Origin of the sequence: Psychrobacter sp. S4(2024), from assembly GCF_036861305.1 — a bacterium.
Lineage (GTDB): Bacteria > Pseudomonadota > Gammaproteobacteria > Pseudomonadales > Moraxellaceae > Psychrobacter > Psychrobacter cryohalolentis.
In genome coordinates, this window is the sequence record NZ_JAZAQR010000003.1 from 37174 (window position 1) to 53294 (window position 16121).

The window sequence follows — 16121 nt, forward strand, 5'->3', positions numbered from 1 at the left end:
ACTTATCTGCGTTCAAATTGACCACACTGTAAAAAATATCCTGTCTGCTTGGCAACGTTAGTATCAATCAACATGCCGGTATGCGATACAGGCAGGAGTAAATGGTCAGCCGCTGCTTCAAGTTTGGTCTCTTTTAAATAGACGGTGCCATCATGCACCAGATGTTCATCAAGCAATGGGTTATGAGCTTGGCGTAATTTACGATTGTGGTATTGCAGAAATATTTGACCCAAACCGTATGGACGATTCCCAGCAATCACGCCAAGGGTGATATGCTCAGGTAACGGCGCAACTGTGCCATCTAATGCATCGATGTACGATTGCCCAACGATAGCAGGGCTCAGTCGCCAAATATAATCCGCACAAATACTGCCCATATGCGGTGTCCCAAGGGTCACGCAACGACTAATTTGCCACTTAGGGTACTGAGTGACAAAATCACGAATAATCAAACCGCCCAAGCTATGACCGACTAAATGTATCGGCTCATCAGGATGATGGTTTTCTTCAAGCCATTTATTAAGCCGCTGACTATTGGTTTGAATACCATCTCGCATACTACGATAGCCAAATTGATGAGTATCAAATCCTGCTGTTTGCAAGCGTTTGGCAAGTGGTCGCATGATCCAAGCCGTTTGGTGCAGACCATGGATAAGAATGACAAGATTATTTTTCTGCATATTTAATTTTAACCAAGTGAATGATGTGAATAGATTAATAGCCATTTTATTATAACGCTAAATATTATTAGCAAAATAAAAACCTCCAAATCAGCTACTGAGTTGGAGGTTTGTTTTTATCTTTTATAAAGTATCAAAAGCTAGGACTACATAAAATTGGGATTACATATAGTTTTCGATACTTGGGCAAGAACACATTAGGTTCTTATCACCATAGGCGTCATCAACACGTGCCACACTTGGCCAGAACTTATTGGTACGGATATAAGGCAGTGGGAAGGCTGCTGTCTCACGGCTGTATGGATAGGTCCATTCGCCGTCAATTACCATAGCAGCTGTATGCGGGGCATTGACCAATGGATTGTTCTCTAACGTCCAGTTGTCTTCGCCCGCTTTGGCTTTCAGCGCTTCCGCTTTAATAGATTTTAGAGCACTGATAAAGCGGTCAAGCTCTTCTTTTGACTCTGATTCTGTCGGCTCAATCATCAAGGTGCCCGCTACTGGGAAACTCATGGTTGGTGAGTGGAAACCATAATCCATCAAGCGTTTCGCGATATCGCTTTCACTGATGCCCGTCTCTTCTTTTAAAGGACGAATATCGATGATACATTCGTGAGCAACGCGGCCGTTTTTGCCCGTATATAGCACAGGGTAATGGTCTTTTAATTCAGCGGCAACATAGTTGGCATTCAGTAGCGCAAGCTCGGTCGCTTTTAATAAACCATCACGACCCATCATGGCAATGTACATCCATGAAATAGGCAAAATGCTCGCTGAACCATAAGGAGCTGCTGATACTGCTGAGCAGTCTTTTTGCGCGTTGTGTACAGGACTTAGAGTATGGTTGGCCATAAATGGCGCCAGATGCGCCTTCATACCGATAGGACCCATACCTGGACCACCGCCACCATGTGGGATACAGAAGGTTTTGTGCAAGTTCATGTGCAGTACATCAGCACCAACGTCAGCTGGCTGCATCATGCCAACCTGCGCATTCATATTAGCGCCATCCATATAAACTTGACCGCCATGTTTATGGATGAGGTCACAGATTTTACGGATACCTTCTTCAAACACACCATGCGTCGATGGGTAGGTGATCATCAATGCACCTAGACGCGTGCTATGTTCTTCAGATTTGGCAGTTAGGTCATCGATATCAACGTTGCCATTGTCGTCAGTTTTGACCACAACCACTTTCATGCCCATCATCATAGCAGTCGCAGGGTTAGTACCATGCGCTGACATAGGGATCAAGCAAACATCACGGTCAGTCTCACCAAGTGATTCATGATAACGGCGAATCGCTAGCAAGCCTGCATATTCACCTGAAGCGCCAGAGTTTGGCTGCATAGAGACATCATCAAAGCCGGTAATGGCTTTTAATTGCTCTTGCAAGCTATCAATCATGGCAACGTAGCCTGTGACTTGGTCACGCGGTGCAAAAGGATGCACATTGGCAAATTCAGGCCAAGTGATCGGTAGCATCTCACTGGTGGCATTCAATTTCATGGTACAGCTACCAAGTGAAATCATGCTGCGGTTCATCGCCAAATCTTTATCTTCAAGCGATTTTAAATAACGCAGCATTTCATGCTCGGTATGATGCGAGTTGAATACTGGATGCGATAAGATGGCATCAGTACGCAAATGAGCACTATCAAGAGAGACACGAGCGTCTTCTGGTAAGTCATATGCTTTAGTAACGAAAAGCTGAGTTAGGACATTAAAGTCTTTCTGATCGCTGGTTTCACTGAACGCAACGCTTAATTTGGTCTCACCAAGACGCCATAAGTTATAACCAACATTGTCAGCATTTTGAAAGATTTGGCTAGCAAGTTTTTCTGAGCCACAATCAACCACAACGCTATCGAAGAATTGATCATGTACCACGTTCAAATTGCTGTCGTTGGCGTTTTTGATGACATCAGCGAAAGCAGTGGCAAATGCATGGATACGAGTGGCAATACGCTTTACACCACCTGGACCATGATAAACCGCATACATACCCGCTAGGTTTGCAAGTAGTACTTGTGAGGTACAGATATTTGAGTTGGCTTTTTCGCGGCGGATATGCTGCTCACGAGTCTGTAGCGCCATACGTAGAGCAGTATTGCCTTGTGAGTCTTTTGATACCCCGATGATACGACCAGGTGCTGAGCGCTTGGCTTTATCAGAGAACGCAAAGTAGGCGGCATGTGGACCACCAAAGCCCATTGGAATACCAAAACGCTGGGTGCTACCCAATGCCACGTCTGCGCCCATATCCGCTGGTGATTTTAATAATACTAAGCTCATGATGTCACTCACGACGCTCACATAAGTTTTATTTTTCTTAACGGCAGCGATAACGTCGGTTAGGTCTTTAATATCGCCTTCAACACCGACATATTGGAATAATGCACCAAAATAGTCGCCTGATTTAGCCAGTTCAAAATCACCAACAACCACTTCCCAACCAAAATATTTGGCGCGAGTATTAATAACGTCTAGCGTTTGCGGATAGACGCGGTCATCAACGAAAAACTGCATAGACTTGCTTTTGCTGACACGTTTTGACATTGCCATCGCTTCAGCAGCAGCCGTTGCTTCATCAAGCAGTGAGGCGCCAGCAAGCTCAAGACCAGTCAGGTCGATACAAACTTGTTGGAAGTTAAGCAAGGCTTCTAGGCGACCTTGAGCGATTTCCGCCTGATAAGGCGTGTAAGCGGTATACCAACCTGGATTTTCAAGGACGTTGCGCTGAATAACTGCTGGCATACGCACAGGTGAGTAACCTTGACCGATATAGCTCTTATTAACAGTGATGTCATCTGCCATGGTACGCAGTTTGGCAAGCGCTGCGTGCTCACTCATCGCCACTGGCAAATCTAACTCTTTATGCAGACGTACTGGTTCAGGCACGGTATCATTGATAAAAGTTGCCATGTCGCTGTAACCAATAGCGCTAAGCAGGTCAGCTTGTTTGGCATCATTTGAGCCAAGATGACGATAAACAAATTCGGCTTCGTTGAACAAGCCTTCAAACGTATCAAGCGTTGGGTTTTGAGAGATAGTCATGGTGATCCTTGGTAAATATAGGAATAAAGGAGATGGCTATAATAAAAATAGGGTAGTAGCAGGTTATACGTAATGTACAAATTGGTCTTGCTCAAAGCGGAACTGGGTATTGTAAACGCCATTATCAGCACGCTCCCCAGCACCAATCATCATAACAATATGGTGATTATCACTCAGTTTTAATAAGCGCTTCATAGCAGGCTCATCGAAACCGCCCATCGGGCAGCTATCAAATCCATGCGCGCGTAAGGCAAGCATCAGGTTTCCAGCCGCTAATGCGGTGTTATTGGTTGCCCAATTTTTGGTATCTTCAAAGGTATAATAAGGCGATTTTATAGGACCCTTTATACGTCTGACTACTTGAATGGCGCTCCATTTGGCTACTGATACCACGTTAGCAGGTCCACGCAAAAAATCTAACGCAACGACTTTGTTGTAGTAGTCTTTGACTTTTTTTGGCACCGGCATATCAGGGTATTCACGCAATATTTGCTTTGCATGGTCATGCCAAACGTCAGTACGAGCAACGACAGCGATTAAACGTGCTGAGGTTTTTGCTGCGTTTTGATTCATACAGTTTTTAACCGCGCGCTTACGCTTACCAGCATCATCAATAACATAAAATTCCCATGGCTGAAGATTGCTTGAGTTTGGGGCAAGCATCGCCAAACGCAGGCAGTCTGCTAATACATCGTCAGGTATCGGCGCATCTGTAAATCGGCGTACCGAACGGCGCGACTCTAGCACCTCACAAAATGCTTGCAGCTGCGGGGTGTGACTAGGCGTCGCAAGACTGTCTTTATTGCCAGTATTAGAATTCATAGTAGGATCCATGCTGAGGAATGAGTAATCAGCTTCAGGCATTATCGATTGCATATCTTCAATAATGTCTGACGAGTGATTAATATGAATAAATCAGATAGCAGTTGGGCGTCATAAATTGAGTGCTGATTGTCTTGAAAATACTGCATGTGAAAACACGGTCTTGCCATTATTGTCTTAAAAGTAAAGCACACAGATACCAGCGCTTGCCAGTATCTGTCGAGTTGCTTCTTTTAATCAGTAAACATTTTATAAATGACAATCTTATCAAAGACTGTCTTATCAATAAAAATATTAAAAGCAGCAATACTAAAGTTAAATGCTGCCTTTAAGAGAGCGTAAGACTGATATTACAGCTCGTTTTCGTACTCATCAGCGGTTAGCAGTGCTTCATAGTCAGCGATATTGTCAGGCTTCATTCTGAAGAACCAACCTTCACCATATGGATCAGAGTTGATGATTTCTGGATCATCTTCTAAGGCCTCATTGATAGCAACCACTTCACCTGAAATAGGCGCGTAAACGTCAGAAGCTGCTTTTACTGATTCAACAACAGAGATTTCGTCATCAACAGCGATGATGTCACCAACATCTGGCAATTCAACAAATACTACGTCACCCAATAGGTCTTGAGCATGATCAGTGATACCAACCGTGATAGTACCGTCGTCTTCTAAGCGTAACCACTCGTGGCTGGCGATGTATTTTAGTTCTGCTGGGATATTACTCATGGTTTCTCTCCTAGGTGATAGAGGTTAATTAATAAAAAAGAAAGCTAATAATAAATTTTCTGTTGCCTACGAGTCAAACTGCTGCTTGCCATTACGGACAAACGGTAGCTTAAGCACGCGTACATCGACGAACTTACCTTTACCGCGCAGATCAATTTGCACATTGTCATCTTCTGCTAGGGTAGCAGGAACACGGGCGATAGCGATAGAATTTTTGAGGCTAGGAGAGAAAGTACCACTAGTAATGATACCTTTTTGCTCTTTATCAGTGCCTTGATTAATGGTCACTTCCATACCTTCACGTAATACGCCACGGCTAGTCATTAATAAGCCCACTTGCTTCATAGCAGTATTGTCATCTTTTGACTGTTTGCGTTTGCTGACCATAGCATCGCGACCAATAAAGTCACGATCGTCTTTTAGCGCCAGTGTCCAGCCCATGTTGCACTCATAAGGGCTAACATCTTCATTCATATCATGACCATAGAGGTTCATGCCAGCTTCCATACGCAAAGTATCACGAGCGCCAAGACCGGCAGGCTTTATACCATTGGCTTTTAATTGCTCAAAGAACGCCGGCGCATCATCGCCATGCATAATGACTTCGACGCCATCTTCACCGGTGTAGCCCGTACGAGCGACGAACCAATCTGTGCCTTCGATGTCTGTTAAATCAGCACCAACGAAAGGCTTAAGACCAGCTAAGGTATCTGCCCAGCTAGGTTTGGTTTGCGCCAGTTTTTCAACGGCGTTTGGTCCTTGCACGGCAATCATGGCAAGCTCTGGACGCTCAGTGATGCTGATGTCAAAACCTTCAGCGACTTTGTCAAATTGCGCCATGTCTTTATCGCGAGTAGCAGCGTTTGAGACGATACGGTATTCAGTAGCGTTTTCGTTCATCAGGTAAACGATTAAGTCATCGATGACGCCACCTTGCTCGTTGAGCATGCCAGAATATAGCGCTTTACCGACGGTTTTGAGTTTATCGACATCATTAGCCAGTAGCTTTTGTAGCCATGCTTTGCTGTCAGCACCTGTGACATCAGCGACGACCATATGTGAGACATCAAACATACCAGCATCAGTACGCACCGCTTCGTGCTCTTCGATTTGTGAGCCATAATGGATTGGCAATTCCCAACCAGAAAAATCCACCAGTTTGCCATCACTCTCGACATGAGACTGATAAAGGGGTGTGCGTTGAGGAGCTTGGCTGTTAGTATTTTGAGTATCGGTCATAACAAATCCTTATGTGGACATTAGCTATACTTAGTAAAAGTATTAGGGCTGATGTACATGATCATAGTAGCGAGAAGCAATATTGCAGGGTACAAGCATTGCAACCAAGGGTAGTACAGAAATAAGATAAAACTATCCGCCAAACAAACGCTTAACGTCAGTTTAGAGGGAAGCCCTATCTGTCCTGTGACCTGAGATTTTCAACACGATCCATCATCGTAATTCTTCAACAGAGCAATGATGTCGCGTTTTCTCCCCTTCGGTGGGTAAGACGTCGTCCGTCCTTACCGCTCTCCAGATTTGTTATGCCTAAGGTTTAAAGAGCAATACGCCAATCAGCGTGATGCAAATAAACCGTTATGACATGTGTTTTTCAGTCCTTTTACCTGAGCGATTAGCAGGGTGGATGCGCCTTCGGTGGTCATGTAGCGGCTGTCAGTACAAACTCGTTAATATGAGCATTACTAACATTAGGCTAAAGACTCTCTCCTGAAAAACGCTTTTATTATGAAAGGTTCACAGCTTTTTTACAACCCATCATATAAATTATAGTGAATAATTTTAGCAAACATGCTTTTTTATACGGACAATACACCGAACGACAGCAAAATAGAGTACATGTGTTTCTGTAAAATTACATAGCGTCAATAAAAAATAAAGCTGAAGCATTTGTTATAAAAATTTAAAAGTATAAAATTTATCTATGAGCATCATGCCTGACGGTACAAGGGAAACAGAGTGCTCATATGAAGATGCTCCTTACTTTCTCTTAAGCTAAGTTGCGATAGTATTTGGGATGCTTTACCTTATCTGAACGTAAAGTCACTACTGATAATGGCCTGAAATATGCTAATCTATGACGATAGTTTCTGATAGGTTGTTTTTATGCATTGCGATATTTATAAATTCCTTAAACATGATGATATGTATATCTATATTGCCCGTCCTGATTATCCGAATGATACGGATGAAATCAAAGATTGGCTGGGTGTGTTACCCAAAGACTTTCGTGCAGGCTTAGGTCGTAGCAAGTTTGTCATGCATCTGGATTTGGCTACAACGCCTACACTTGCTAGAGTGGACAAAGAAGAAGTGCTAGAAAAGCTAGCGTCGCAAGGGTATTTTGTACAATTACCACCACAAGATGTCATGCGCCGCCAAGCAGAATTGCGTGCCCGTGAATCTCAAGACAGTATTTATAATACGTAATAGTTATAAAAGTACATTTTAACAAGGTTTACGTCGATATTTTGCAGCTCGTTTTATCAAGTCTAATTTTTTAGCTGGCTTTTTTGAACAGAGTGGATAGATACAGATGAAATGTCAAAATATCAAAATCTATAGTGTCATGCATTTTAGTGAATAGTCATGATAAACTAGCAGTTTATTAATATAATATAATCACTATCCCGCACTATTTACGAACGCAGGTAATAAAACACGCATGGACTGGTTAAAAAACATCTTACACAGCTTACCACTAGAAGCGATCAGCGATATTCTCGGTGAGATTGCTATTTGGTGGGGGCAGCTGGTAAAAGACGTACCGGTAGCAGATTTACCAATGTATGCTTATCTTGGTGGTGTCATTATCGTGTTAGTACTTTGGCTACTGGTCGCGCGCATATTACCCCGTCCATTAGGCGGCATGAGTTGGATGATACTGTTTGCTGTATTGTTAGCACCAGGTACAGCACTGGGCGATCCAAGCGTGATTGCGCCTGCCAGCATCAGCGTGGTCTATGCGATTATGATGAAGGACACGACTGGTGCGATTGCCAATATGCTGCCCATCATGGTGGTATTACTTGTTGGTTTATTTGTTGGTTTTGTGTGGCAGCTGATTCGCGGCGCCTTTGAATCAAGCTTAGATAAAGCTCGAAGTCGTACCGCACAGGACACGCAAGCAAATATGCAGCTAGCTTCTGGCAATTATTTGGCGACAGAATCTGATGAAGTGGAGGCAGTTAAAGATATTGATCCAGCAATTAATCTAAAAAAGGATACGCCTGTATCTAAAAATAATGATTAGTCTGAATGCGATTGCTTTAACGCTATAACCTTTTAAAGTATTTCCTTTCTAGTTGACAGTGTTGATGCCTGATTCATGCATTTTTCTAATGATTATAAAAGACACCATGCGTGTCTTTTTTTATATGAGAAATATCTGCGAACGCATGAGTATTTTGGCAATCAATAAGGCTGTGCTAATCTAAATGACAATTTATTAACGCTCTTAAAACCTTTTAACGATAACAATAAATGAGATTGTATTATGACCGATAAAAAAACCAAATTTACGGGTACGCAAAGCTATATCGCTACTGATGATTTGCAATTGGCAGTCAATGCGGCAATGACGCTACAAAAACCGCTACTTATCAAAGGTGAGCCGGGTACAGGCAAGACTTTACTAGCAGAAGAGGTTGCTGAAAGTTTAGGTATGCCACTGATTACGTGGCATATCAAGTCGACTACTAAGGCAGAGCAGGGTTTGTACGAGTATGATGCGGTATCGCGTCTGCGTGATTCGCAAATGGGTGACGATAAAGTCTATGAGATTGGCAATTATATCAAGCCGGGTAAATTGTGGGATGCCTTTACCAGCAAAGAGCGTAGTGTATTATTGATTGATGAAATTGATAAAGCAGATATTGAGTTCCCAAATGACTTGTTGCATGAGCTTGATAAGATGTCTTTTTATGTTTATGAGACGGGCGAAACCATCACAGCGGCGCAGCGTCCCGTGGTTATTATCACCTCAAACAATGAAAAAGAGCTACCGGATGCATTTTTGCGTCGTTGCTTCTTTCATTATATTGACTTCCCTGAGGAAGAAACCATGCGCCAAATCATTGAGGTGCATTTTCCCAATATTCAAGAAAAACTGGTCAATGACGCGCTGGATATCTTTTATAAACTACGTAACGTTCAAGGACTCAAAAAGCCACCATCAACCTCAGAATTGGTCGATTGGCTGACGCTATTATTGGCGGATGATATGGCACAAGCAGAGTTAGAAGAAAACTTGCGTGGTGAAAAGTCTATTCCACCACTATATGGTGCATTACTGAAAAACGAAGCCGATGTGAATTTGTTGCAGCGTTTTGCTAATATGATGCGTCGTTAATATTTGTAGCTTGCATTGATTTTAACATCAGATATCAAAGTCAATGCCAGCGCTTAGCCTATGACTGTATCAATTAATGATATCAGCAATATCACCAGATAATAATGTCAGCCAATAAGTGATACGACTCTTATGTTTATCAAACTATTTTACACCTTGCGTACTTATGGCGTGCCAGTCAGTACGCGCGAGCTGCTCGATTTAAATGCTGCGTTAGAGCAAGGGCTGATGATGCAGCCGCATCCTGAAGATCCAGCATTGACTACTTTTGCCAGTCGTGAAGATATGTATCGTCTGATTCGATTGTGCATGGTCAAAGACGAGCGCCATTTTGATAAGTTTGATCGTGCCATGGCGGATTATTTCGAAGGCGTCGATAGTCTAGACATGGATGAGCTGTTGGCCAAGCTAACAGACGTGCCCAAAGAATGGCTCGATTTAAAGCTCGATCCAAAGAACCTGACCAATGAGCAGAGACGTCTGCTAAAAAAGTACGGCTCGCTTGAGGAGTTGATGAAGGCGTTGGAAGAGCGGTTAAAAGAGCAAAAAGAGCGTCATGAAGGTGGTAGTAAATGGGTAGGGACGGGCGGCACTTCGCCATTTGGTGCTTATGGTGACCATCCTGAGGGCGTGCGTGTCGGCGGTGAGTCACGCAAACGTAGCGCTGCCAAAGTCTGGGAGCAGCGTAAATATCGCAATCTCGATGACGATAATCAGCTCGGTACTCGTCAAATTCAAATGGCGCTACGCAATCTGCGCCAGTTTGCACGGACCGGTAGTGCTGATGAGCTCGATATTCATGAGACGATTAAGCGCACGGCAAAAAAGGGTGTGCTCGATATACACATGCAAGCAGAGCGCCGTAACCGTGTCAAAGTGCTAATGTTGTTTGATGTGGGCGGCAGTATGGATATCCATGTCGAAGCGCTCGAAAAACTGTTTTCTGCGGCGAAAAATGAATTTAAAACATTAGAGTTTTTTTACTTTCATAACTGCCTTTACGATTATGTCTGGAAGGATAATAACCGTCGCCATAGCGCACCGATGTCAACGTTTGAATTGCTTAATAAGTATGGGCGAGAGTATCGTGTTATTTTCGTGGGTGATGCATCGATGTCACCTTATGAGCTCATGACAGTGGGCGGTAGCGTTGAATATATGAATAATGAAGCAGGCATCATCTGGTTAAAGAGGGTGCTTGCACACTTTGATAAAGTTGCTTGGCTCAATCCTGAGACTCCAACCTATTGGCAATATACCCAAACCATCGTTGAGATTAAAAAACTGTTTGATAATAAAATGTATCCGATGACGTTACATGGCGTGGAAGATATGACCAATTATATGGCACGGTAATATTATATTAGCTTTAGAGTAATTGAATGTTAGCTTTGCAGTCAGTTTTTAGATGATATAAATCAGAATAAAGAAACAGCTTCTATTATTTAATAGAAGCTGTTTTTTCATAACATTCTAATTGTCTACGATAAGCAATCATTGCCTCATCATTAATAATTAAATAATAGGACGATTCCACGCATCACGTACGGCAAATCTAGCATCTGACCATTCTAAGCGTGAGTTGCCACGTGAATTTAACCAATCTCTCTGCAAATCTTGCTCTACCAGCTCAAACGTTTGATCTTTACCATACTGCTTGCGCTGTGCATAACCATAACCATAGGCATTACGATAGTCGGTATCGTAGTCATATTGCGGGTTATAGTAGTCAGTCGTCGCATGCTGAGTACGCCAGTAAGTGTCTTCTTCCATATTGCCTTCAAAGGCATTGGCAACAGCGTTACCAGCTGTTGCACCGACGACTGCACCAACGGCACCGCCTACGACAGAACCTACTGGACCACCTACTGCACCGATAGCTGCACCTGCTGCTGCACCGCCGACCATACCTGTACCACTACTAACAGGATTGGCTTCTCGTTGTACTTCATTTTGATCAGTAGGATTAATGGCTTCACCAACTTCTTGGCCACCAGCACCACCAGCAACTGCGCCTGCTAAGCCGCCGATTACTGTACCGACTGGACCACCAACTGCCGTACCTACAGCAGCGCCTGCTGCTGCACCGCCCAGTGCACCAGTACCACTAGCAATAGGATGCGGCTTCTCATGAGCTTCTAAGCTATCGGTAGGATTGACCATCTCGCCTGCTTCATGTCCAACTTTGCTACCTGTGATTGCTCCAACAGCACCGCCTACTAAGGTGCCAACTGGACCTCCAACTGCTGTGCCTACGGCTGCACCTGCTGCTGCGCCACTAAGCGCGCCAGTACCTGTTGCTACTGGATGCGGCTTATCTTCACCATGATGGATCGGCTCAATAGGCTCTCTATGACCTGCATAATGGACGTACTCTTTTGGCTCATAGTTTTCACCATTCATACGGGCATGGGTCTTATCCCAGCCATCACGTACCATGTCTTTTGCTTGTAGCCAAGTCATGCGTGAATCGCCTTTTACCTCATACCAGCGCTGTTCAAGCTCAGCTTCAACTTCTTCGAAACGCGTCGCATTTGGATAATGCGCACGGGTAGCATAACCTACTGCATAGGCTGGATGATAATCGGTATCATAATCATAATCTTCATGATAATAAGGACGCGTGGTATGAGTTTCTTGCCAGTATTCATATTCTACTGTTGGGTCTAGCATCTCACCGACCGAGCTACCTGCGACACCGCCGACGATAGCACCAATAGCACCACCAATCAGCATGCCTAATGGACCACCGATAGCGCCAATAGCTGCGCCTGCTGCTGCACCGCCTGTACCACCAAGAGCTGTACCTATTGGATGTGAGCCTGGCTCACCTGTAATGGGGTCAGCGTTGTCATTGACTACTACTGTACGATTGATATTATCCATGAGCTATTATCCTTTTTACTATTATTGTTAAGTTATGAAGAATGATATAAGTAGCCTGCAATCTAAATGACATTAAAATAAAGGTCATTTTTGACATCCAATCTTAGCTTGTCCTCTAAATCAGTGATTGTTAGCTAGCTATTGAAGCTTGCTAGCAATCACTGTATAGCTGTTCAAATTTCTAATACTTATTTTAATACTTCGCATTGGCATTACCCTTAAGAAATATAGTAAGCCTTGCTTGCTAAGTAATATAGCCTAAGGGTGCTGGAGTAGTCTGTAGCACGTAGCTGCTACCTGTATAGCATCTATGTAAACGATACTTCTATAATGAGCATTATTGTTAACCAATGATTATCAAAGCGCACAAAAGTAAATAAGATGTAAGTCGAGCTTATTGGAATCATTAATTTCCAATTACTGATATTATGAGAAGGTTTAAGTAAGCACAAAAAAGGCACTATTATTAAGAATAATAGTGCCTTCATTTTTATTAAAAAATACTTAATGTGGCTCAGTGAGTTTAAAAAAATGCAGTCTCAGTAGGCATGGTATGATGATGAATTGGTGGAATGTAAGTAACCAGACTATGGTCTATTGTGCTGACTCAACCAGTCCAATCATCACGCCCATCTCTTTTTTGTCATGCTTGTCTATCGTGGGTGCGTATAAAGCGGATGCAATACCGCCATCTAAAAATAAAGCATTTGGACACTTCAATTCGTTTTTAAATAGTGAGGCAAACTGATAAAAGGTCACGGGTGCTTCGCTATTGACAAATTGTAGACTGCCATCGCTACACACGCCTATACCGTTGCGAATTTTAGCTGAGGTGCCATCAGGGTCAAACTGCGGATGGATAGCATCATTAATGACCAGCATAGGACCAGATTGGGTAGCATACAATGGCTGTGCAGTGCCGTTTTTTAGTTGCTCAGCTAAGGCATTACTTTCAGTAATTTGTACCTTGCCAGACTTATCCCACCACAGTACGCCATTGGGTAAGAGGTGAAAATTGCCGCCGCCTTCTTTCAGGTTTAATGCATGTATCTCTTCAGATTTGATGACGGTATAGCCAATAGGTGCATAATTTTCATTGTACATGCCCGCATTCATGGCAAAATTCAAAGATTGCGATGGGGGCAGGCTGCTCAAGAGATTATCGAAAGTCAGTAGCGGTTGACGACTGTCAGATTGTTGCCAAAACAACTGTAATGAATAGCGCTTATCTGTCAACAAATCAGACTGAATATGACAGGTGCTATAAGCAAACGGTGTGTTGTGTGATTGACATGACCAATCAGTAGAAGCAGTGTCCGTCTGATTGCTATCAGTTGGTTGGCAAGCACTTATACCAACAGTCATAAGCGCCATAAGCATCATTGGCAGTACATGAAGAAGTTTTTTGAAAACAGTGTTTGGCATCAATCATCTATCTTTTATAAGGAAATAAATTGCGTGATTGTCACAGCCAAACACTGTTAAATGGTTAAACAGTTGGCGGTATAAAATCGCGGACGGTATTATTGACATTGCCAATCATTTTACCACCATCAATATTGACGTCTACCTCTCCAACCGTTTTTTCTGTTGGCGCACCGGTTTCTTTACCGATATCGCGCGAGTCTTTATTATAAGCAATCAGCGCATCATTATTGGCTAAAAAGCTCGACGAATCTGCCATTACCCACATCTGATTAAAGACCTCTGATCGCGCATTATGATCAAGTAAGGCGCCTTTATCGGTGAAATAAAAGAACTTCGACAATAGCTTAATTTGTCCATCATCCAAACGGCGTGCAATGTGATAAGGCTGCAATTGACTTGGGTGCTGTAAGCCGACTGCGCCAACGATGCTGGCAAGTGATTTTAAGGTGTTTTTATGATAACTGGCAACGCGTTCAGCCTTACTTGGCACATCCAGCGCTTTTTGACGATAGGGGTCTTGGGTTGCAACGCCTGTCGGGCAGGTATTGGTATGACAAGAGCGCGATTGGATACAGCCGACGGCAAACATAAAGCCGCGCGCAGAGTTACACCAATCAGCGCCCAATGCCAATAGGCGAGCGATATCAAAACCTGAGACGATTTTGCCACTCACGCCAAGTTTGATTTGGTTGCGAATGCCTGCCCCAACTAAGGTGTTATGGACGAATAAAAAACCATCGATCAATGGCATGCCGACGCTATCCATAAACTCAACAGGTGCAGCACCCGTGCCGCCTTCAGCACCATCAATGACGATAAAATCAGGGTAGTTATCGGCTTCTATCATGGCTTTGACAATCGCCATAAACTGCCAAGGCTGACCAATACAAAGCTTAAAGCCAACTGGCTTGCCTTCTGATAAATCCCGTAGCTGCTGTAAAAACACAACCAATTCGCGAGGCGTACTAAAAGCAGAATGCGACGCAGGTGATACGCAGTCTTGACCCATCGGCACTTGACGGGTTTCAGCGATTTCTGGGGTGATTTTTTCTGCTGGCAACACGCCACCCTGACCGGGCTTAGCACCTTGTGACAGTTTGATTTCAATCATTTTGACTTGCGGGTCAACAGCTTTTTCGGCAAATGACAGTGGGTCAAAGTTGCCATTGTCATCGCGGCAACCGAAGTAACCTGTACCCAGCTCCCAAATCAAATCACCACCGAATTTACGATGATAAGGACTGATAGCACCTTCACCACTATCATGAGTGAAGCCGCCCATTTTTGCGCCTTGATTGAGCGCCATAATGGCATTGGCAGACAAACTGCCAAAGCTCATCGCTGAGATATTAAACACTGACATATCATGCGGCTGCTTACACCGCTCACCGCCCACAATGATGCGGAAGTCTTTATTCTTAATCGGCTCACTGACAGCAGATTGCAAAAACCATTCTTTACCATGAGCATATAAATTGTCCAAAGTGCCAAAAGCATTGGTATCGCTGACGTTTTTGGCGCGCTGATAGACCAAGGCCCGCTGCTGACGTGAGAACGGCACTTGCTCTTTATCGTCTTCGAGCAAATACTGGCGAATCTCAGGACGGAAATCCTCTAACACATAGCGGATGTGACCGGCGATAGGATAGTTGCTTAGGATAGAGTGCTTAGATTGCAATAAGTCATAAATACCTAGCCCAACGGCGAGACCACCGATGATGATGAGTACCCAGTTGACGAGGAGTAATCCTGCTAAAAACAGCAAGATTGCGGCGCCAAAGGTGCTGTAGCGTAGCAAAACACCGGTTAGGTAAGGGGAGTTGTGTTCAGGCTCAGGGTTCAAATTGGTTCTGGAATCGGGCATAACAAGGCTCAACTATAAAAAATAGGAATTAAAAAATGCGGCAGTAAGTTATTTGGTAACTTTGCCGCTATTCATGATTCAATATAGAAAGATTAAGTGAGAGTTTGAAAATGAGCAAAAGCGCTAAAAGCCAACATGTTAAAAGCAGGCCAAACGCCCTTAGGGGCTCAAATTTGTGGTGTGTATCATACGCCTATAATATCACGGCTCCATATCAATTAAGTAACGGCAGACCGATAAAGACCTTGCAATTGCTACTCTCAGGCTTTAATAATTCCAAA

General features: G+C 43.6%; 11 protein-coding genes, 2 pseudogenes and 2 riboswitches. Of the genes and pseudogenes, 4 read left to right on the plus strand and 9 right to left on the minus strand.

Annotated elements, in window-relative coordinates; translation table 11 throughout:
* Positions 1-2: 2 nt before the first annotated feature.
* The 5 genes from VLA57_RS08130 to gcvT form a co-directional block, all read right to left on the minus strand.
* Entirely contained in the window at positions 3-680 is a 678-nt protein-coding gene (locus VLA57_RS08130) for an esterase/lipase family protein (protein ID WP_133105316.1), read from the minus strand.
* A 162-nt stretch (positions 681-842) separates the two neighbouring features.
* The gene (gene gcvP, locus VLA57_RS08135; protein ID WP_133105317.1) at positions 843-3740 is read right to left on the minus strand and encodes an aminomethyl-transferring glycine dehydrogenase; all 2898 of its coding nucleotides are present in this window, start codon (positions 3738-3740) and stop codon (positions 843-845) included.
* 63 nt (positions 3741-3803) lie between these two features.
* The gene (locus VLA57_RS08140) at positions 3804-4562 is read right to left on the minus strand and encodes a nitroreductase family protein (RefSeq protein ID WP_333954802.1); all 759 of its coding nucleotides are present in this window, start codon (positions 4560-4562) and stop codon (positions 3804-3806) included.
* 350 nt (positions 4563-4912) lie between these two features.
* Positions 4913-5293 carry a glycine cleavage system protein GcvH gene (gene gcvH, locus VLA57_RS08145; RefSeq protein ID WP_011280078.1) on the minus strand — a complete coding sequence of 127 codons (381 nt, stop codon included), beginning with the start codon at positions 5291-5293 and terminating at the stop codon, positions 4913-4915.
* A 66-nt stretch (positions 5294-5359) separates the two neighbouring features.
* Positions 5360-6532: a glycine cleavage system aminomethyltransferase GcvT gene (gene gcvT / locus VLA57_RS08150; protein WP_020443087.1), complete on the minus strand. Its 1173-nt coding sequence runs from the start codon at positions 6530-6532 to the stop codon at positions 5360-5362.
* 169 nt (positions 6533-6701) lie between these two features.
* Positions 6702-6840: riboswitch (glycine riboswitch) on the minus strand.
* Between the two features lie 56 nt (positions 6841-6896).
* A riboswitch (glycine riboswitch) is annotated at positions 6897-7034 on the minus strand.
* 383 nt (positions 7035-7417) lie between these two features.
* Here gcvT and VLA57_RS08155 point away from each other — a divergent pair.
* From VLA57_RS08155 to VLA57_RS08170, 4 genes are all read left to right on the plus strand, one after another.
* A complete protein-coding gene (locus tag VLA57_RS08155; RefSeq protein ID WP_020443088.1) occupies positions 7418-7741 on the plus strand; it encodes a YcgL domain-containing protein in 324 nt (107 codons plus the stop codon).
* Positions 7742-7976: 235 nt separating this feature from the next.
* Positions 7977-8564: a hypothetical protein gene (locus tag VLA57_RS08160; protein WP_133105319.1), complete on the plus strand. Its 588-nt coding sequence runs from the start codon at positions 7977-7979 to the stop codon at positions 8562-8564.
* Positions 8565-8807: 243 nt separating this feature from the next.
* Complete coding sequence (locus VLA57_RS08165) at positions 8808-9662, plus strand: AAA family ATPase (RefSeq protein ID WP_133105320.1); 855 nt, start codon at positions 8808-8810, stop codon at positions 9660-9662.
* 132 nt (positions 9663-9794) lie between these two features.
* A complete protein-coding gene (locus VLA57_RS08170) occupies positions 9795-11018 on the plus strand; it encodes a vWA domain-containing protein (protein WP_133105321.1) in 1224 nt (407 codons plus the stop codon).
* 789 nt (positions 11019-11807) lie between these two features.
* On the opposite strand, the pseudogene VLA57_RS08180 reads toward VLA57_RS08170, so the two are convergent.
* From VLA57_RS08180 to VLA57_RS08190, 4 genes and pseudogenes are all read right to left on the minus strand, one after another.
* Positions 11808-11987: pseudogene (locus tag VLA57_RS08180) on the minus strand (glycine zipper domain-containing protein); the annotation flags it as partial.
* A gap of 81 nt (positions 11988-12068) precedes the next feature.
* A pseudogene (locus VLA57_RS12565) lies at positions 12069-12548 on the minus strand (glycine zipper domain-containing protein); the annotation flags it as partial.
* A gap of 594 nt (positions 12549-13142) precedes the next feature.
* Positions 13143-13973, minus strand: a complete 831-nt coding sequence (locus VLA57_RS08185; RefSeq protein ID WP_133105323.1) for a phosphodiester glycosidase family protein — start codon at positions 13971-13973, stop codon at positions 13143-13145.
* Between the two features lie 64 nt (positions 13974-14037).
* Positions 14038-15840, minus strand: a complete 1803-nt coding sequence (locus tag VLA57_RS08190) for an FMN-binding glutamate synthase family protein (protein ID WP_133105324.1) — start codon at positions 15838-15840, stop codon at positions 14038-14040.
* Positions 15841-16121 lie beyond the last annotated feature (281 nt).